We start from the raw sequence: 18950 nt of genomic DNA on the forward strand, positions 1-18950 counted from the left end.
GAAAGAACCATCTAAAATGATATAACTATGATACAATTAGCAGTAGTTAAGTAAGTGAGGGAGAATGAAAAATGATTTATAGCGAACTATTGAAACAACAACAAGAGCTTCAGGTTGAGGTTAAAGAGATATTAACCGAATTAAAACTCAATGACCTGCTATCGCCAGTTGGGGAACCAGTTCAAGTTGGTAGCTCAGCTCTCGGATTAATGGTTTGGAGGGACATAGACATCACAGTGGTATGTTCTAAGCTCGATATTAATGCTGTAGCTCAAATAGCATCTAAATTAATTAGTTACAAAGGTATGCGGGAGGTTAAATTTATCAATGACTCTGGCATTTTCAACAATAGCTCTGATTACCCCGATGGACTATACCTCGGACTTAAGTATAAATCTCTAAAAGGAATGGATTGGAGCTTAGACATCTGGTTCGTTGATAGACCAGAAAAACAACCCGACCTTATGCATATTAAGGTTATACCTGAACAGCTCACTCCGGAATTGCGAGAATCAATCCTAACAATTAAAAGTATTTGGGTTACGAAGGATGAATACGGAAAAACAGTGAGGAGTTATGACATCTACACGGCAGTACTATATGATAATGTGCGGACACCATATCAGTTTCAAGAATGGTTAAGAATCAAATCCAAAATATAGTAGAAACGTAATAAAAAGATTTCAACAGATTTAGAATATTATTGTTTAACACAACAACTGAAAAAACGAATAATTTACATGGACAGCGCATTATTCATAATTTTGCCTAACTATCGTAAGATTACTATAGTTAGGGATTATGAAAACAAAGTGACGTAACTTTTGAATGTGAAGATAGAAGAAATTTTCTTTGGAAATTAAATAATGCACTTTTAAAAAGTAAAATTAAGTTACACTTGTTATAACAACAATTATTTAAAATTATGTAAACATGATATAATTATGATTGATTAAGTGTAAATAGCAAATTAATATAAGCTAGATAAATATGAATTTGAGGTGAAATGCTATGGACAAATATACAAGAGAAGAATTGTCAGAAGCGCTACAAGTTGTATCTTCAACTATCAGCAAATGTGAAAAAATGCAGCCTAAATTTGCAGAAGGTACCTCTCAGCACACACTCCTTAAGCACAGGATAAAGGCAATGTATATTTCAAAATCATTGATAACAGATGAAAATGTTATGGACAAATATACAAAAGAAGAATTGATAGAAGCACTACGCCCTGTATCTTCAGTTATCAGCAAATGTGAGAAAGCACAGCTAAAATTTGCGGAGGGGACGCCCCATCACACTGGTTTAAAAAAACTAATAAAAGCGATGTATACTTCTAAATCATTAATAACAGATGAAATTAGCAAAAGAGGTTAACTTCCGATTGCATATTAATGAAATATTGCCCTTAAGCAGAGTCTATAAGAAAAGACTAGGGACCAATTTTTATTAAGTTGGTCCAAATAAAAAACTCCAGTCTCTTCTTCTGGAGATTTAACTTCTGGTAGTTTTGCTTATATCTGATATGATCTAATATAATTTGAGGTCATTCTTCTTGCATACTCTAACATATCAACATTTCCATCACTAACACACCAATAATAAATAATTCCCCTAGCTAATATCAGTAGCTCTTCTATTAATAAATCTGCAGAAACATCTCTTCTAATTTTATTTTCATCAATGGCTCTAAGAACTAACCTTCTTAACCCTTCAGGAAGCCCCCTTTCCTTAGATAAAAAAAATGTATTACCATTTTCTATCTGAGCTTTATATATATTTTTTACTAGGTCTTTTCCTGAATTTAGGGCATACTGACATTGAGTAACTAAATAAAGGATAATTGCTTCTATTGGTTCTTCATCTGTTACAGATTCCAAAACTTCATTAAAGAAGAATAAATCAATATCCCTATAAATCTCAACAACAATACCTGTTTTATTTTCAAAGTGATGGTAGAAGGCTCCAACAGAAACATCCGCTTTTTTACAAATATCCTGAATGCTTATTTCATCAAATGTGCGATGTTGTAATAATTCTTTTGCAACAGCAAGTATATGTGCCTTTGTATTTTCAGCTTGAATTTGTCGTGAAGTTTTCTTTATCACTTAATTCAACTCCTCTCTAATAGAACATTATACAAAAAAATATTCCCAAATAGAAGAAAAAGTTATTTTCAGAAAATTACACAAAGTATATTGACAAAACTATAACAGAGGAATAAAATGTTAATAGAATCAATTCGCCGAATATATTATGTGAAAGTGAGGGGTTTATTATGAAACGTTATCCACAGTTATTTGAATCTGCTTATATTGGTAAGCTAAAAATTAAGAACAAACTCTCTATGGCTCCAATGGGACCTGTAGGCTATGCTGATGCATTTGGAGCATTTAATCAGCGACTCCAAGATTACTATGTAGAACGTGCTAAAAATGGAGTTGGTTTAATCATTACCGGTATTTGCAATGTAGACATGGGAACAGAAGAAATGCCAACTATTGGATTACCTTGTCCTACTTCTAATCCAATTGCATTTATACATAGTACTTATCAGATGAATGAACGTGTACATGCATATGGAGCGAAAATATTTATCCAGTTAACAGCTGGGTTAGGTAGAAGTGCATTGCCTGGATTTGTAAACAAAAATATTGCACCATCAGAAAATGAAAATCGTTTTGATCCAAGAATAATCCATCGTGAAATGACAAAGGATGAAATTAGAACTTTAATCCAAAAATTTATTGCTTCTGCGGTAATTGCTAAGAAATCAGGCTTTGATGGGGTGGAAATTCACGCTGTTCATGAAGGTTATTTATTAGATCAATTTGCCATTTCTCTCTTTAACCATCGTACAGATGAATATGGCGGTTCTTTAGAGAATAGACTTAGAATTTCTACTGAAATAGTTAAGGGAATCAAAAAAGCCTGTGGAGAAGATTTCCCTGTAAGTTTACGTTACAGTCTTAAGAGTTGTATGAAGGGAATACGACAAGGCGGGTTACCAGAAGAAGACTATGAGGAAGCAGGTAGAGATATCGAAGAGGGAATCGAGGCTGCAAAAATATTAGTGGCAGCAGGCTATGATGCTCTAAATGTGGATGCAGGAACTTATGACTCTTGGTATTGGAATCATCCGCCAATGTATTTTGAAGATGGAATGTATAGACAGTTTGGAGAAATATTAAAGAAACACGTTAATGTACCAATTATTTTAGCTGGCAGAATGGATGATCCAGAAGTTGCAATCTCTGCACTTGGAAAAAGCTGTGACATTATAAGCTATGGAAGACCTTTGCTTGCAGACGAAGAATATGTAGAAAAGCTTCGTACAGGAAGATTAGATGAAGTTCGTCCTTGTTTAGGTTGTCACGAAGGTTGTCTAGGCAGAATTGGCAATGCACCTATAAGTTGTGCAGTTAATCCAGCTTGTGGAAGAGAAAAAATATATGGTATTGAAGCTGCAGTCGCTAAAAAGAACATTCTTATTATAGGCGGTGGTGTGGCTGGATTGGAAGCAGCTCGTGTAGCAGCTATTCGCGGCCATAAAGTAATGCTATGTGAAAAATCTGATCAGCTTGGCGGAAACTTGATTCCTGGTGGAGTTCCACATTTTAAACGTAATGATCATAAATTAGTTTCATACTATAAACGCCAGTTAGAGCTTCTTAATGTTGATGTAAAATATAATACTACTATTACAAAAGAGGATATTAAAAAATATGATGTGGATGTTGTAATTGCTGCAACAGGTTCAACTCCTAAGAATATTAACTTTGAAGGTGTACAAGCTTCCTTTACTGCAGATCAGATATTGCTTGGAAAAGCAGAAGTTAAGGATGAGGTTATTATTGTTGGCGGCGGGTTGGTAGGATGTGAAACAGCTCTATGGCTAGCTCAGAAAGGTAAAAAGGTGGCTGTAGTTGAAATCGCAAAGGAAATTTTAGGCGGACATGGATCTTTACCTCATATGAATGAGTTTATGCTTTTAGATTTATTAAAGTATTATCATATAGATATTTATACAGGTACTTCTATTGTTAAGACAAAGGAAAATAGCGTAGAAGTAAAACAAGGGGACAAAATATTTGAACTTCCAGCTGAAACCATAATTACATCAGTAGGTTATGCATCAAATGATAACTTATATAAAGAAATAAAAGATTTAGATATACCTGTTTATAATATAGGTGATTCTAATAAAGTACACAATATTATGTATGCTATTTGGAATGCCTACGAAGTTGCAAGGAATGTGTAGTTTGTGGAAAGTTATAACATAAAGCTTACATTAAGGAAGATAGAACCATTATAGTTAATGAATAAGATTTTTGTTAAAATAGATATAGAGTGAAGCATCTGCTGTGAAAATAGCAGGTGCTTTTTATTTGCTTAGGAAGAAAGCAAAAAGGTCATATATTATGCATAAAGGGAAGGATAAACACTGTAAATAGATTAGTTAAGGGTTAAATAAAGTTCAAGAGACATACTTACCACATTTTACTACCATTATAAGGTGTGTTTTTTTATTTAAATTTTAAAAATTGCAAACACTAAAAATAAAACAGAAAGAAGGGTTTGCTATGGAAAGTAAAGGATTTAGCGAATTAGGTCTTGATGAAAATATTCTTAAAGCTTTAGATGTAATGGGTTTTGAGGAACCATCTAAGATTCAAGCTGAGGTAATACCCATTCTCTTAGAAGGGCATGATGTAATTGGGCAGGCACAAACTGGTACAGGAAAGACATTGGCATTTGCAGCACCAATCTTAAGTAGCTTTAGAAGGTCAGAGGGGAAGATAAATAGTATTATACTAACTCCTACAAGAGAGCTTGCCATTCAGGTAAATGATGAACTGAATCGTATAGGAAAATTTACTAAAGTTAAACTAATTCCTTTATATGGAGGTCAACCTATTGAAAGGCAGATTTCTGCTTTGCGTAAAGGTATAGATATAGTGGTAGGAACTCCTGGAAGAGTATTGGACTTAATTAGAAGAAAAGTTTTAGATTTAAGTTCTATTCGATTCCTTGTATTGGATGAAGCAGACGAAATGCTTAATATGGGTTTTATTGATGATATAGAAGAAATAATAAAAAATTCCAATGAAGATAGGCAGACAATGTTATTTTCTGCTACAATGCCTCCAGAAATCAAAAAGCTTGCTAAAAGATATATGAAGCCTGAAGCAAAACATATAGCTGTCTTAAAGGGCACAATGACGGTGGCCACAGTGGATCAATACTATTATGAAGTTAAGAATAGAGAAAGATTTGAATCACTTTGCAGAATATTAGATGTAGAGGAACCTTCAGCTGCTATTATCTTTTGCAAGACTAAGAGAGGCGTAGATGAACTGATGGAAGGTTTGCAGAATAGAGGCTATGGTGTTGAAGGAATGCATGGGGATATGAATCAGAACCAGAGGATAAATGCCTTAAGAAGATTTAAGGAAGGAAGTTCAGAATTCCTTATAGCTACTGATGTTGCTGCAAGAGGTATAGATGTTGAAAATGTAAGTCACGTAATAAATTACGATTTGCCTCAGGATGTAGAGTCCTATGTTCATAGAATAGGTAGAACTGGTAGAGCAAATAAGGAAGGAGTTGCGTATACACTAGTTACTGCAAGAGAATATACTTCCCTTAAACATATTGAAAAGGCTACAAAGAGTAAGATAAGAAGAAGAGAGATTCCTACAGTAGATGAAATATTTGTTTCCAAATATAAAACTATGTTATCCAGGATAAAAGAAACCTTAGAGGAGGATAGCTATAAAAGGTTTATCCCACTAGCAACAGAGCTTGATGAAGAGTTTAGTCTTGTAGAAGTAGCAGCGGCTCTAATGGATATGTTATATAGCAAAGAAGTAAGCTATGATTACAGTGAAAATGCAATAGGTTCAGCGTCAGAGAGTAAAAGATTGTTTTTAACTGTAGGACGTATGGATAAAGTTAATCCGAAGAAGTTAGTGGAATTCTTTAGTGAAAATGCAAAAATAAACAAGGAAGACGTTGGAGATATTGATATTCTTGAAAAGTTTTCTTTTGTAAATGTAACAGAGGCTGCAGCGGAATCTATAATAAAGTATTGCAGTGGAAAGAGGTTCGCTGGAAGAAAGTTGAATATTGAAATTTCAACAAAATCAAGGAAATAATCTGTTAAAGAACTTCATTATTTAGCTATCTTCACTAAGATGGACTGACATATTGAAGTTACGATAAAACTGCAGATAAAATATATTCTCTCAAACTTATGGTATTCACCTTAAAAGTTAGACACCAGTATAACTTTTTGAGGTGAATTCATTAGGTTGGGGGAATTTTACTTTATAGGGTGTATTAGTATAAAAACATAGAAAATATTTTACATTATGGGTAGGTTATGGAATATACATTTTTTTTAGAAATGTATGAAATTTGAAGTTTTACTTGCGCTATTTAGTGACTAGTCAGTATAGTGAATTCAAAAATATTTAAAAATTCAAGGCAATGGTAAAACCTTTCAATAATTACATCAGTTACATGTGAAATTTTTCACCAAAAATAATTAACAATAATTTATTAATTTGTGCCTTTGCCTTGAAAATTAAAACTTAATAGAGAATTTAGAGGTATACATATAAGTTGATTCATACTTAAATCGTATAATTCTAATTAGTGACACTATTGCTATTTTCTAAGCAAATCTATGTTCTTAATTCGTAAAATTGCAAAAAACTCCTTTTTACGATAATCATGTTATAATCATGTCGTAAAATAAAAAAGGAGGTACATCTTTATGGATAATAAATTGTCTAAAGATGCATATGGTGGCGTAGCAGGTAAAGACTACGTTCCTTATATTTCCAGTGGTTCAAAATCCGGTGGAAATGTTACTGTATTAATAATTGGTATTCTTTTAGCTGTTTTATTTGCAGCATCAACTGCCTATTCAGGTATGAAGTCAGGACTTACAGTTGCAGCTGGTATTCCTGGTTCAATAATAGGTTCAGCTTTTGTAGCTGCATTTGCTAAACAAAAAGGTATTCTTGGAAAAAACTTAATTCAAGGTATGGCAAGTGGCGGAGAATCAGTTGCTAGTGGTATGATATTCGTTTTACCAGCAGTTCTTTTAATAGGATCAAAGGTTTCCTTCTTAGAAGGTTTTGCTGTTGGTGTAGGTGGAGTTTTATTCGGTATAGGAATAGCTTCTCTTGTACACAATTATTTAATAGTTGAAGAACACGGTAAATTAATGTACCCTGAGTCAATGGCTATATCTGAAACACTTGTTGCTTCAGAAGGTGCTGGAGATTCAATGAAGTACATGGGAATCGGATTTGGAATAGGTGGTATCATAACTGTTATAACTGGTTCATTCTTAAATGTAGCTAATAACGTTATAAGCTATGTAAACGAATCCTTCTACAAGTGGAAACTTGAAGTTGAAGTTAACCCTCTATTATTAGGTATAGGATTCATAGTTGGTTTAGATGTTTCTTTAACTATGTTTGCTGGTTCTATATTATCTAACTTTGGTATTATGCCTTTAATAGGTTACTTCTCTACTCTTGCAAATGACGGAGCAACAGTATGGAATGCTCCTGGTGTTGCTATAAATGCTATGAAAGTTAATAACATAGCTGGTAGTTATGTAAAATATATCGGTGCTGGTATGATGCTTTCTGGTGGTTTAATAGGTGCTATAAAGCTTATACCTACTATAATATCTTCTATAAAAGAAACTCTTAACGCTAAGTCTTCAAATAGTGGTGCTGGCAGTTCATCTGCTGGAAACATAATATTACTTGGTGGAGTAGTGGTAGGTTTCATAGGAGGATTCCTAATATCTGGTGGTAATATAGTTATGGCAATAGCTGCTTCTGTTTTATCATTATTCTTATCATTACTATTTGTTATAGTTTCTGGTCGTTTAACTGGTACTATAGGAACTTCAAACCTTCCTGTATCTGGTATGACTATAGCTTCTATAGTTCTTGTAACATTATTATTCGTTGTAATGGGATGGAAAGACCTTGAAAGTAATAGATCATTACTTTTATTTGGTACATTTATAGTTGTTGCTATATCTGCAGCTGGTGGTTACTGTCAATCACAAAAAGTTACTTTTGTAATAGGTGGAGACAAGAACGAAATGCAAAAATATTTTGCTATAGCTGGTGTAGTTGGTGTTGCAGTAGTTGTTGGTACTATATTATTACTTTCTAGTCAACTTTCAATGACTGGTGATAACGTTCCATTTGCATTACCTCAAGCTAACTTAATATCAACATTAACTGCTGGCATAATGTCAGGCAGCTTACCTTGGGTTATGATAATTGTTGGTATCGTTATGGGAGTTGTTTTATTCTTATTAAACCTTCCAGTAATGACAGTTGCTATAGGTTTCTATCTACCAATAGCTACAACTTCTATAATATTAGTAGGAGCATTAGTTCGTCTATTTGTAGAAAGAGCTTCTAAATCCGAACAAGAAAAAGAAGTTAAAGTTTCTAATGGTATAAGCTTATCTTCTGGACTTGTTGCTGGTGGTTCTATAATAGGTCTTATCGGTATAATACTTCAAGTAGCAGGTGTTATAAAAGGAAAGGGACCAAGTGGATTCGCTAGTTCTAATGGAATGGCATTTGTACTATTGATAGCTCTAGTAGTAGCTACTGCAATACCTTTACTTAATAGTAAAGTGAAAGATGCCAAATAGTAACGAAGAGGTTTTAAATATTATATTTAAAATCTCTGATAACTTGGAATATGAAGTTGATAAAGATAATATTGTGACAATACTTGAAAAACAAGATCATAAGGTACAAAATTTCTTTAGAAAACTTAAGTTCAGAATTCCAGAATATAAAAAAATCACTCTAGATGAATATGGAAGTTATGTGTTTTTACAAATAGATGGCAAGAAAACTGTAAAAGATATAGGAGAAAATCTTGAAGCAAAGTATGGTGAGGAAGCTAACCCGCTTTATGAAAGATTATTGTTATTCTTAAACCATATCGATGTTAATTGTCACTACATAGAGAAAACAAACTTCTAACACAAAAGATGGCATTGCATTGCAAATGCCATCTTTATTTTTTTGTATTATAAAGACAAAATTAGCACAACCTAAGATAATTTCAATAAAGATATAAGTGTTAGCAAAGCTACAGTTAAAAAATTAGTGAAGAAATATGAAACTCATGGAGAAGATGCATGTGTCCAATCATTTTTCTTATTCCTAAAATTGAGATTTGAATGTAAACCATCTGCAAAAAATGAAAAATATACCTTTTTGACCATAATTATGTTATAATAGTTAAACAAAACAAAAAAGGGGGTACGTCTTATGGATAAAAAATTATCTAAAGATGCATATGGTGGCATAGCTGGTAAAAACTATGTCCCTTATATTTCCAGTGGTTCAAAATCCGGTGGAAATGTTGCAGTATTAGTAATAGGTATTGTTTTGGCTGCCTTATTCGCAGCATCAACTGCCTATTCAGGTATGAAATCAGGACTTACAGTTGCTGCCGGTATACCTGGCTCTATAATAGGCTCTGCCTTTATAGCTGCATTTGCTAAGCAAAAAGGTATTCTTGGCAAAAATCTACTTCAAGGTATGTCAAGTGGTGGAGAATCAGTTGCTAGTGGTATAATATTTGTTTTACCAGCAGTTCTTTTAATAGGATCCAAAGTTTCCTTCTTAGAAGGTTTGGCTGTTGGTGTAGGTGGAGTTCTATTCGGCATAGGAATAGCTTCTCTTGTTTACAACTATCTAATAGTTGAAGAACACGGTAAATTAATGTATCCTGAGTCAATGGCTATATCTGAAACACTTGTTGCTTCAGAAGGTGCTGGAGAATCAATGAAGTACATGGGAATAGGATTTGGAATAGGTGGTATTATAACTGTTATAACTGGTTCATTCTTAAATGTAGCTAATAACGTTATAAGCTATGTAAACGAATCCTTTTACAAGTGGAAATTTGAAGTTGAGGTTAATCCTCTATTATTAGGTATAGGATTCATAGTTGGTTTAGATGTTTCTTTAACTATGTTTGCTGGCTCCATATTATCTAACTTTGGTATCATGCCTTTGATAGGTTACTTCTCTACTCTTGCAAATGACGGAGCAACAGTATGGAATGCTCCTGGTGTTGCTATAAATGCTATGAAAGTTAATAACATAGCTGGTAGTTATGTAAAATATATCGGCGCTGGTATGATGCTTTCTGGTGGTTTAATAGGTGCTATAAAGCTTATACCTACTATAATATCTTCTATAAAAGAAACTCTTAACGCTAAGTCTTCCAATAGTGCTGGTAGTTCATCTGCTGGAAACTTAATATTAATTGGTGGAATAGTAGTAGGTTTCATAGGCGGTTTCCTAATATCTGGCGGTAACATATTAATGGCAATTACTGCTTCTATTTTATCATTATTCTTATCATTACTATTTGTTATAGTTTCTGGTCGTTTAACTGGTACTATAGGAACTTCAAACCTTCCTGTATCTGGTATGACCATAGCTTCTATAGTTGTTGTAACATTACTATTCGTTGCAATGGGATGGAAAAACCTTGAAAGTAACAGATCTCTACTTCTATTTGGTACATTTATAGTTACTGCTATAGCCATGGCTGGTGGATATTGTCAATCACAAAAAGTTACTTTTGTAATAGGTGGAGACAAGAACGAAATGCAAAAATACTTTGCTATAGCTGGTGTGGTTGGTGTTGCAGTAGTTGTTGGTACTATATTATTACTTTCAAGCCAACTTTCAATGACTGGTGATAACGTTCCATTTGCATTACCTCAGGCTAACTTAATGTCAACATTAACTGCCGGTATAATGTCAGGCAGCTTACCTTGGGTTATGATAATTGTTGGTATCGTTATGGGAATTGTTTTATTCTTATTAAACCTTCCAGTAATGACAGTTGCTATAGGTTTCTACTTACCAATATCTACAACTTCTATAATATTAATAGGAGCATTAGTTCGTCTATTTGTAGAAAGAGCTTCTAAATCCGAACAAGAAAAAGAAGTTAAGATTGCTAATGGTATAAGCTTATCTTCTGGACTTGTTGCTGGTGGTTCTATAATAGGACTTATTGGTATAATACTTCAAGTGTCAGGTGTTATAAAAGGAGCTGGACCAAGTGGCTTTACTGCTTCTAATGGAATGGCAATTATATTACTAATACTTCTAGTAATAGTTACTACAATACCAATAGCAAACAGTAAGGTTAAAAATGCCAAATAGCAATGAAGAGGTATTAAATATAACATTTAAAATCTCTAATAACTTGGAATATGAAGTGGATAAAGATAATATTGTGACCATACTTGAAAAACAGGATCATAAGGTACAAAATTTCTTTAGAAAACTTAAATTCAGAATTCCAGAATATAAAAAAATTACTCTGGACGAATATGGAAGTTATGTGTTTTTACAAATAGATGGCAAGAGAACTGTAAAAGATATAGGAGAAAATCTTGAGGCAAAGTATGGTGAGAAAGCTCACCCACTTTATGAAAGGTTATTGTTATTCTTAAACCATATCAACGTTAATTGTCACTACATAGAAAAAACAAATTTCTAATACAAAAGATGGCACTCATTGTAGGTGCCATCTTTGTTTTTAGCATACTGGTACTATAAATCTAGTACACTTATTAACGATTGTGTTTCTCTTCAGCGGCTTGTGCAGCTGCCTTAGTTTTTTGAACTGTGCCACGTGGATGTTGAGGTGGTGCATAAATAGAATACAATTTAATTGGTTTATTGCCTGTGTTTATGAGATTGTGCCATGTGCCGGCAGGTATGATAAAGGCAAAATCATCATAGACTTTTTGTTGGAAGTCCAATTTATCTTTCCTATTACCCATTTTAACAATTCCTTGACCCTCTTCAATGCGTATGAACTGATCAAGGTTAGGATGAATTTCCAAACCTATGTCTTCTCCAGGCTTAATACTCATCAAGGTAAGCTGCAAATGTTTTCCCGTCCATAAAGCGGTACGGTAAGCATTGTTTTGCTTAGTAGCCTCATCAATGTTAACTACAAAGGGTTCTGGTCCATAATCCTTCAATTGAATTAAACGATTGTCTCTTAGTGGTTCTGAAAAATCAGATGTTGGTTCATATTCCATTTCATCAGTAAAAGGTGGATACTGATCAGTAAATTGATCGGAAAAGTCTGAGTTATACCTTGGTGTGTTAACCCAGTAAGGGCATGGATATTCCATGCAGTAAGAGCAGGGACATGGATTATAAGAGTTGTTCACATAGATCATTCCTTTCATAGACTTACAGTACCATCATATGCTCTATATTTAGAGAAGGTGCAAAATTATTAGCTGCATTTCAGGGCGGCTATACTTCTAAGTTCTCTTTTTTATCAACATCACAAAAAATTCTAAATCCGTAACCTCGTACTGTTTGAATAGCCACATTAGAATTGTAGGAGGTTAGCTTTTTTCTAAGTCGTTTAACAGCATCATCAGTAGCTCTTGAATCTAATTCCTTTAATCTAAAATTCCATATTTTTCTTAATAATTCTTCTCTACTAACTGCTCGATTTGAATTCTTTATTAAATATGTTATCAAAGAAAATTCCGTTTGAGTGAAATTAACCTTTTTGCCTTTAATAGAAGCACTTCTCTGTTGCTCATTAATAGTGATGTCTCCGAAGACTAAATCTAAGGAAAGTACTTGAGGTTCTTGATCCAGTTGGATTCTTCTAAATATGGCCTTTACCCTTGCAACAAGCTCAAGAGGTGAAAAGGGCTTGGCAATATAATCGTCACAACCTAAGGTAATTCCAGTCACTTTATCTATTTCACTATCAAGGGCAGATACTATTATTATTGGAACATTGCTAAGCTTTCTAAGTAAAGCACATATTGAAAGCCCATCCATTCCAGGCATTATTATATCTAGAATAACTAAATTAGCGGGACTTATGTAAAACTCGTCAAGGAGGTCTATACCATTATTAAAAGTTTTAACTATAAAACCCTCCTTCTTGAGAAGAGAACTCATAAGCTCCAGTATATTTTCTTCATCATCAGCTATATATATAGTTTTACTCAAAACAAGCAACTCCATTTCCGTAGTAAAATATATAAAAATATAACACAATAAAGCTTATATGTTAATACTTTGCCACAAAATTGCCACAATAGCTCCTTTGTTATGACAGAACTGCCACAGTATTATATAATCATGACTTGCAATTTATCATCATATATCATAAATTTAATTAATTTTTATGGAGGTAATAATTATGAAAAAGTTAGAAAATAAAGTTGCTATCATAACAGCAGCTACAAAAGGAATAGGTTTAGCATCAGCAGAGGTACTTGCCAGAGAAGGGGCCGTAGTCTATATAGCTGCTCGGTCTGAAGAATTAGCAAAGGAAGTAATCATGAATATACATGAAAAAGGTGGGATAGCCAAATTTGTTTACTTCAATGCTAGGGAAGAGGAGACTTACACTACAATGGTAAATAAAGTCGTAGAAGCAGAAGGCAGATTAGATATACTAATAAATAACTATGGTGCAACCAACGTTAGGCTAGATCATAATGTTACTGAAGGTGACAGTGATGAATTCTTCAAAATATTAAAAGATAACGTACAAAGTGTATATTTACCATGCAAAGCAGCAATCCCTCACATGGAAAAAATAGGAGGAAGTATAGTTAATATATCAACTATAGGTTCAGTAGTTCCGGACCTATCGAGGGTAGCTTACTGTGTATCAAAGGCAGCTATAAATTCCTTAACTCAAAATATAGCCCTCCAGTATGCTAGAAAAAATATAAGATGTAATGCAGTGTTACCAGGTCTCATAGGAACTAAGGCCGCTCTTGAGAATATGAGTGATGAATTTAGAGATTCATTTTTGGGACATGTACCTCTTAATCGTGTAGGAAGACCCGAGGATATTGCAAATGCAGTTCTATATTATGCTAGTGATGATTCTTCATATGTAACAGGAATGCTCCATGAAGTTGCTGGTGGTTATGCTTTAGGAACTCCTCAATATTCTGAGTATTCCACAAGAGATTAATCAGCTTCTAAGGGTTATCTTTAAACATAGAAAAAAGCTAGAGTCGGTTAACTACTGACTTTAGCTTTTTTATTAAAGAGTAATAGAATGTTTGTAGTATAGTCGTAATCTTATAAGCATCCGGAAGAGAATTAGACAAGTTTCGACTTTGTGTTATAATAAGGCTATTAAATAAAGAGAAGATAATAGGTAGGAATATAGCATTTTATATTGCAACCTAAAAATATCAATCTAATGAAAAGGTAGATTAATTTATCAAAGAAAGAGAAGTAGTAAAACATGAGATTAGATAAATTTTTAGCAGAATCATCTATTGGAAGAAGAAAAGAAGTTAGGATTTATATCAAAGAAGGTAAGGTTAAAGTTAATGGACAGGCAGTAGCAGAACCAGCAGTAGAAATTAAAGAAAACTCTGATGTTATTGAGTACCTTGGAAAAGTAGTTGAGTATACTGGAAAAGTGTATTATATGTTTAATAAACCTGCTGGATGCATTACTGCAAGAGAGGATGCAGTTCACAAAACGGTCTTTGATTTTTTTGCTGATCTTAAGATGAAGGGAGTATTTCATGTTGGAAGATTGGACAAAGATACAGAAGGATTATTATTGCTTACCAACGACGGTGCCTTTGAGCATAAGCTAATGTATCCGGAAAAGCATGTTGAAAAAACCTACTTTTTTTGGGCCTTAGGCTCTTTAAGTGAAGAAGACAAAAAGCAATTAGAGCAGGGAATTTACATCGGAAAAGATGAAATGCCAACAAAGCCAGCAAAAATTCAGGTAGAAAGCTGTGGAATATATAAAGATCTAAAAGATGAAACCGCTGCTAAGGAATTATGCAAAATAGATTTAAATCATTATAATCAGCCAGTTGTTTCTGGATATCTTACCATTTCAGAGGGACGTAAGCATCAAGTAAAGCGTATGTTAAAGGCAGTAGGTTGTTATGTGGTGTATTTAAAAAGGGTTTCAGTTGGAGAGTTGCTGCTAGATGAATCATTGGAGAAAGGTCAGTATCGACCTTTAACAGAAGTAGAGATTCTAAATTTATTGGGACAATGTGAATAAGCCATAATTTTCATATTATATTTTAGTAGGAAATTGAAATTGTGCTATAATAATTACTATGGAAACTGGAGCACAAAGGTGAACAAAACTAATGGGCAAACAGGTATATCAATAAGAAAAATGATACAGATAAAATAATCTAAATAACATAGTAATGATTTAGAGAAGGGCTGTGAAAATATGTCACATATTTCAAATAAAGAAGCCTACAGGAGATTAGAAGAGCGTATTAATAGATTTCCGCAAGGGGCACCTCCATCAAAAACATTGTACAAAATATTAAGTATGCTTTTTACTGAAAAGGAAGCTGAACTTGTAGCAATGCTTCCTATTAAGCCATTTACGGTTAAAACTGCAAGTTATATTTGGAAAATGGATGAGGTTCAAACTGAAAACATTCTTCAAAAGCTGGCTTCAAAAGCTATACTTTTAGATGTTGATTATGACGGGAAAAAGGAGTACTGCCTTCCACCGCCTATGATTGGTTTTTTTGAATTTTCTCTTATGAGAACTAGAGATGATATTGACCAAAAGGTTTTGTCGGAACTCTATTTTCAATATTTGAACGTAGAAGAGGACTTTATTAAAGATCTATTTTTAAGTACTGAAACAAGGTTTGGAAAGGTTTTTGTACAGGAAGGAATTCTTTCAAATCAGAATCAATTGGAGATAATGGATTATGATAGAGCCAGCAATGTAATTAAAAACGCTAAATTTATAACTGCCAGTATGTGCTTTTGCAGACATAAGATGAAGCACTTAGAAAAAGCATGTAGTGCTCCCATGGATGTTTGTTTAACCTTTGGAGATAGTGCATATACCCTAAGTAAACATGGTTATGGCAGAGCTATAGAAGCAGCTGAAGGTCTGGAAATATTGAATATGGCATATGATTATAATTTAGTACAATGCGGCGAAAATGTTAGGGATGGGTCAGTATTTCTTTGTAATTGTTGCGGTTGCTGCTGCGAAGGCATGCAGGCAATTAAAGAATTCGGGTATTTAAATCCTATTCAGACTACTGCATTTCTTCCAAAGGTTATAGAAGACAGCTGTGTAGGCTGTGGTAAATGCTCAAAGGCATGCCCCATAGAGGCCATAAAGGTTGATCCTCTATCTAAAAAAGCTAAAGTTGATGAGAAAATATGCCTTGGTTGCGGCATATGTGTTAGAAATTGCTATAAGAAAAGCATATATCTAAGACATAGAGAAAAGGAAATAATAACTCCTGCTAATACAACTCACAGAATAGTGCTGCAAGCTATTGAAAAAGGCCAGCTTCAAGAGCTAATTTTTGATAATAAGGCATTATTTAGTCACAGAGCTATGGCAGCAGTTTTATCAGCTATTTTAAAACTTCCACCTATTAAGAGGGCTATGGCAAGCAAACAGATGAAATCGGTATATCTAGATAGACTATTAAGTAAAAAATAATAAGGATAAAATTTAGTATATCACGTCACCTGTGAGTATTGGTCAATATATCAAGGTAATAAAGGAAGTTCTCAACTCTTTAGCAATCTATTTAATGGAAATAAAGGAATGATGATTAATATACTAGGTCTATTTGCTAATGTGTTTATTATTTATGCCTTATTGGTAGTAATAAAGAAAATATATATAAAAATTAAGACAAAATAGAAAAACTGAACAATTCATCCGGACACCGTATTATTCTTATGTAGAGTTATAGCAATAAGCTATAACGAATTAATAATTATTGATATAGGGAGTAGTTTATGATGGATAAAATTGAGTGGTTAGAACCTTGGGGTTCACTCTGCACAGGGCCAGATTACTTTGAAAAAGAACTTTGCAATGAAGTTGGAATATTGCATGTTTTGTATGGAAAAAAGGTTTCAGCGATAGGAAGACGGTATGATTGTGACGATGTTTTATTTCGAGTCTACCATTCAAAGTTTAACTATGCAGCTGTACACTTAACATACTCCAATTCTAAAATGGGTAAGGTAAATCCTAAATATCCAAGAACAAAATTATACAAAGATTTAGATGATTGGATTAAAAAATGTATGATACCAGACCATTCAGAATATATACTTTATGAAGAAGAATAGGTACTATTTAAGACACAATCATTGGAAATTAAAATACGAACAATGCTCTTTGGCAATTGAATAATACAGTGTTAAAAAAGTAAAGGTATTTCACTTTCATTACAGAAATAACCATATAAAACTTTATAAATATGATATAATTACCATTAGTTAAGTTAAAATAGGTAAGATAAAGCGAACTATATTTTAAATTAAGAAAGGGGAAAGATATACGATGAAAGCACAAATTAATCTTATTACCATTTGGACAAATGATATGGATAAAATGAAAAATTTCTATAATCAAGTTCTCGGATTTAGAATTGAAAATGACCTTGGTAATTATGTTGAGTTTGAAAACGATGGGGTAAGGTTTGCTATTTGTATGAGAGAGGTTATGTATGTGTATAGTAGCGAATATAGGAAAGATTCGTTTGGACAAGGCTTTGAACTTGCTTTCCCATGTGAAAATCCTAATGATGTTGATGAATCATTTAAGGAATTAATCTCTAAGGGAGCAACTTCTGTTCATGAACCACAAGATATGCCTTGGAATCAAAGAACAGCACTATTTGCTGACCCAGATGGAAATATACATGAAATTTTTGCAGAAATTAAATAGTACGTAGTTTTCTTATTTTGCCTAACTATCCTAGGGCTAGGATAGTTAGGGATTATGAAAAAAATGCGAATTAAATAGATTAATTAAAACGTTCTTTAAAAACTGAATATTGCGATGAGTAGAAATTCCTCTCAAATGTAATTTTGCTAAAACGTGGTGGTAATGCATTCCATATATGTTATAATTATTCTATAATCAAAGCATAATTGTATTATCATTCAAGTTAGTCATTTTTCAAACTGACAGATAAATAGGAATTTATAAGAGAGGAAAATTTAAATATGTGTACTGATTTTGTAAACTTAACAACAGAAAACCTTGTTAATGAGCATTTATGCTGTATTATACGCAGTAAAAAGCCCCATCAAGGTATTGACGCAAAGCGACAATGGCTTTCAGAGCGACTAAATGAAGGCCATGTCTTTAGAAAGTTAAATGCAAGAGCTACGGTTTTTATTGAATATGCTCCTCTTGAAACTGCTTGGGTTCCCATAATTGGTGACAACTATTATTATGTGTATTGCTTATGGGTTTCTGGTAGTCACAAAGGAAAAGGGTATGGGAAATTGCTGATGGAGTATTGTTTGGCTGATGCCAAAGAAAAGGGTAAATCCGGCATTTGTATGCTCGGAGCAAAGAAACAAAAATCTTGGCTTTCAGACCAATCATTTGCGAAGAAGTTCGGCTTTGAGGTTGTTGATACTACCAATAATGGTTATGAATTGCTTGCACTTTCTTTTGACGGAACAATGCCAAAGTTCGCACAAAATGTTAAGAATCAAGAAATTGAAAGCAAAAAACTAACAATTTATTATGATATGCAATGCCCCTATGTCTATCAAAACATTGAGATGATAAAACAGTATTGTGAAATGAAGGACGTTCCTGTATCTTTAATTCAAGTGGATACGCTACAAAAAGCAAAGGAATTGCCTTGTGTTTTCAATAACTGGTGTGTGTTTTATAAAGGGAATTTTGAGACAGTGAATTTGTTAGATATCGCCTACTTAAAGAGAATACTTAAAAAATGAAAATACAATTTTGGCTTTTCACGTTGATTATTAGGACTATCTATTAAAAAGAAGTACCCTATGAATGTAAAGGCGAAAATATAGTTACAATAGGAGAGT

At 33.3% G+C, this 18950-nt stretch carries 17 protein-coding genes; 14 read left to right on the top strand and 3 right to left on the bottom strand.

Going from position 1 to position 18950, the window contains the following annotated elements:
* Positions 1 to 71 precede the first annotated feature (71 nt).
* Together N4T77_RS17990 and N4T77_RS17995 are read left to right on the top strand one after the other, a co-directional pair.
* Positions 72 to 662, top strand: a complete 591-nt coding sequence (locus tag N4T77_RS17990; protein WP_261673241.1) for a hypothetical protein — start codon at positions 72 to 74, stop codon at positions 660 to 662.
* 349 nt (positions 663 to 1011) lie between these two features.
* Positions 1012 to 1377, top strand: coding sequence for a hypothetical protein (locus N4T77_RS17995; RefSeq protein WP_261673242.1), 366 nt, complete (start codon positions 1012 to 1014; stop codon positions 1375 to 1377).
* 137 nt (positions 1378 to 1514) lie between these two features.
* On the opposite strand, the gene N4T77_RS18000 is transcribed toward N4T77_RS17995, so the two are convergent.
* Entirely contained in the window at positions 1515 to 2108 is a 594-nt protein-coding gene (locus N4T77_RS18000; RefSeq protein WP_261673243.1) for a TetR/AcrR family transcriptional regulator, read from the bottom strand.
* A gap of 170 nt (positions 2109 to 2278) precedes the next feature.
* Between N4T77_RS18000 and N4T77_RS18005 the strand changes: the two genes are divergently transcribed.
* From N4T77_RS18005 to N4T77_RS18030, 6 genes are all read left to right on the top strand, one after another.
* On the top strand, positions 2279 to 4264 hold the full coding sequence (locus tag N4T77_RS18005) for an FAD-dependent oxidoreductase (RefSeq protein ID WP_396125156.1): 1986 nt from the start codon (positions 2279 to 2281) through the stop codon (positions 4262 to 4264).
* Positions 4265 to 4586: 322 nt separating this feature from the next.
* Positions 4587 to 6161 carry a DEAD/DEAH box helicase gene (locus tag N4T77_RS18010; RefSeq protein WP_261673244.1) on the top strand — a complete coding sequence of 525 codons (1575 nt, stop codon included), beginning with the start codon at positions 4587 to 4589 and terminating at the stop codon, positions 6159 to 6161.
* 623 nt (positions 6162 to 6784) lie between these two features.
* Complete coding sequence (locus N4T77_RS18015; protein WP_261673245.1) at positions 6785 to 8707, top strand: OPT family oligopeptide transporter; 1923 nt, start codon at positions 6785 to 6787, stop codon at positions 8705 to 8707.
* Positions 8697 to 9047: a PqqD family protein gene (locus N4T77_RS18020; RefSeq protein ID WP_261673246.1), complete on the top strand. Its 351-nt coding sequence runs from the start codon at positions 8697 to 8699 to the stop codon at positions 9045 to 9047. Before N4T77_RS18015 ends, N4T77_RS18020 begins: the two co-directional genes overlap by 11 nt.
* A 291-nt stretch (positions 9048 to 9338) precedes the next feature.
* Positions 9339 to 11258 (top strand): OPT family oligopeptide transporter, encoded by a 1920-nt coding sequence (locus N4T77_RS18025; protein ID WP_261673247.1) that lies wholly within the window; start codon positions 9339 to 9341, stop codon positions 11256 to 11258.
* Entirely contained in the window at positions 11248 to 11598 is a 351-nt protein-coding gene (locus N4T77_RS18030; RefSeq protein WP_261673248.1) for a PqqD family protein, read from the top strand. The genes N4T77_RS18025 and N4T77_RS18030 overlap by 11 nt, the downstream gene beginning before the upstream one ends.
* A gap of 73 nt (positions 11599 to 11671) precedes the next feature.
* On the opposite strand, the gene N4T77_RS18035 is transcribed toward N4T77_RS18030, so the two are convergent.
* Both N4T77_RS18035 and N4T77_RS18040 read right to left on the bottom strand, forming a co-directional pair.
* Positions 11672 to 12283 (bottom strand): cupin domain-containing protein, encoded by a 612-nt coding sequence (locus tag N4T77_RS18035; protein WP_396125158.1) that lies wholly within the window; start codon positions 12281 to 12283, stop codon positions 11672 to 11674.
* 88 nt (positions 12284 to 12371) lie between these two features.
* Positions 12372 to 13091 (bottom strand): response regulator transcription factor, encoded by a 720-nt coding sequence (locus tag N4T77_RS18040; RefSeq protein WP_261673250.1) that lies wholly within the window; start codon positions 13089 to 13091, stop codon positions 12372 to 12374.
* A 193-nt stretch (positions 13092 to 13284) separates the two neighbouring features.
* On the opposite strand from N4T77_RS18040, the gene N4T77_RS18045 reads away from it, so the two are divergent.
* The 6 genes from N4T77_RS18045 (at position 13285) to N4T77_RS18070 (ending at position 18851) form a co-directional block, all read left to right on the top strand.
* A complete protein-coding gene (locus N4T77_RS18045; protein WP_261673251.1) occupies positions 13285 to 14073 on the top strand; it encodes an SDR family NAD(P)-dependent oxidoreductase in 789 nt (262 codons plus the stop codon).
* Between the two features lie 279 nt (positions 14074 to 14352).
* On the top strand, positions 14353 to 15141 hold the full coding sequence (locus N4T77_RS18050; RefSeq protein ID WP_261673254.1) for a pseudouridine synthase: 789 nt from the start codon (positions 14353 to 14355) through the stop codon (positions 15139 to 15141).
* A 180-nt stretch (positions 15142 to 15321) separates the two neighbouring features.
* The gene (locus N4T77_RS18055; RefSeq protein ID WP_261673255.1) at positions 15322 to 16575 is read left to right on the top strand and encodes a 4Fe-4S dicluster domain-containing protein; all 1254 of its coding nucleotides are present in this window, start codon (positions 15322 to 15324) and stop codon (positions 16573 to 16575) included.
* A 308-nt stretch (positions 16576 to 16883) separates the two neighbouring features.
* Positions 16884 to 17219 carry a hypothetical protein gene (locus N4T77_RS18060; RefSeq protein ID WP_261673256.1) on the top strand — a complete coding sequence of 112 codons (336 nt, stop codon included), beginning with the start codon at positions 16884 to 16886 and terminating at the stop codon, positions 17217 to 17219.
* Between the two features lie 214 nt (positions 17220 to 17433).
* Complete coding sequence (locus tag N4T77_RS18065) at positions 17434 to 17820, top strand: VOC family protein (RefSeq protein ID WP_261673257.1); 387 nt, start codon at positions 17434 to 17436, stop codon at positions 17818 to 17820.
* A 281-nt stretch (positions 17821 to 18101) separates the two neighbouring features.
* Positions 18102 to 18851, top strand: a complete 750-nt coding sequence (locus N4T77_RS18070; RefSeq protein ID WP_261673258.1) for an N-acetyltransferase — start codon at positions 18102 to 18104, stop codon at positions 18849 to 18851.
* Positions 18852 to 18950 lie beyond the last annotated feature (99 nt).

It is taken from the genome of Clostridium sp. CX1 (genome assembly GCF_025398335.1).
GTDB lineage: Bacteria > Bacillota > Clostridia > Clostridiales > Clostridiaceae > Clostridium_AM > Clostridium_AM tanneri.

What these genes read in the sequence shown, in the direction of transcription:
- N4T77_RS17990 (WP_261673241.1), top strand. Translation starts at nt 72, where the DNA reads ATGATTTATAGCGAACTATTGAAACAACAACAAGAGCTTCAGGTTGAG.
- N4T77_RS17995 (WP_261673242.1), top strand. Translation starts at nt 1,012, where the DNA reads ATGGACAAATATACAAGAGAAGAATTGTCAGAAGCGCTACAAGTTGTA.
- N4T77_RS18005 (WP_396125156.1), top strand. Translation starts at nt 2,279, where the DNA reads ATGAAACGTTATCCACAGTTATTTGAATCTGCTTATATTGGTAAGCTA.
- N4T77_RS18010 (WP_261673244.1), top strand. Translation starts at nt 4,587, where the DNA reads ATGGAAAGTAAAGGATTTAGCGAATTAGGTCTTGATGAAAATATTCTT.
- N4T77_RS18015 (WP_261673245.1), top strand. Translation starts at nt 6,785, where the DNA reads ATGGATAATAAATTGTCTAAAGATGCATATGGTGGCGTAGCAGGTAAA.
- N4T77_RS18020 (WP_261673246.1), top strand. Translation starts at nt 8,697, where the DNA reads ATGCCAAATAGTAACGAAGAGGTTTTAAATATTATATTTAAAATCTCT.
- N4T77_RS18025 (WP_261673247.1), top strand. Translation starts at nt 9,339, where the DNA reads ATGGATAAAAAATTATCTAAAGATGCATATGGTGGCATAGCTGGTAAA.
- N4T77_RS18030 (WP_261673248.1), top strand. Translation starts at nt 11,248, where the DNA reads ATGCCAAATAGCAATGAAGAGGTATTAAATATAACATTTAAAATCTCT.
- N4T77_RS18045 (WP_261673251.1), top strand. Translation starts at nt 13,285, where the DNA reads ATGAAAAAGTTAGAAAATAAAGTTGCTATCATAACAGCAGCTACAAAA.
- N4T77_RS18050 (WP_261673254.1), top strand. Translation starts at nt 14,353, where the DNA reads ATGAGATTAGATAAATTTTTAGCAGAATCATCTATTGGAAGAAGAAAA.
- N4T77_RS18055 (WP_261673255.1), top strand. Translation starts at nt 15,322, where the DNA reads ATGTCACATATTTCAAATAAAGAAGCCTACAGGAGATTAGAAGAGCGT.
- N4T77_RS18060 (WP_261673256.1), top strand. Translation starts at nt 16,884, where the DNA reads ATGGATAAAATTGAGTGGTTAGAACCTTGGGGTTCACTCTGCACAGGG.
- N4T77_RS18065 (WP_261673257.1), top strand. Translation starts at nt 17,434, where the DNA reads ATGAAAGCACAAATTAATCTTATTACCATTTGGACAAATGATATGGAT.
- N4T77_RS18070 (WP_261673258.1), top strand. Translation starts at nt 18,102, where the DNA reads ATGTGTACTGATTTTGTAAACTTAACAACAGAAAACCTTGTTAATGAG.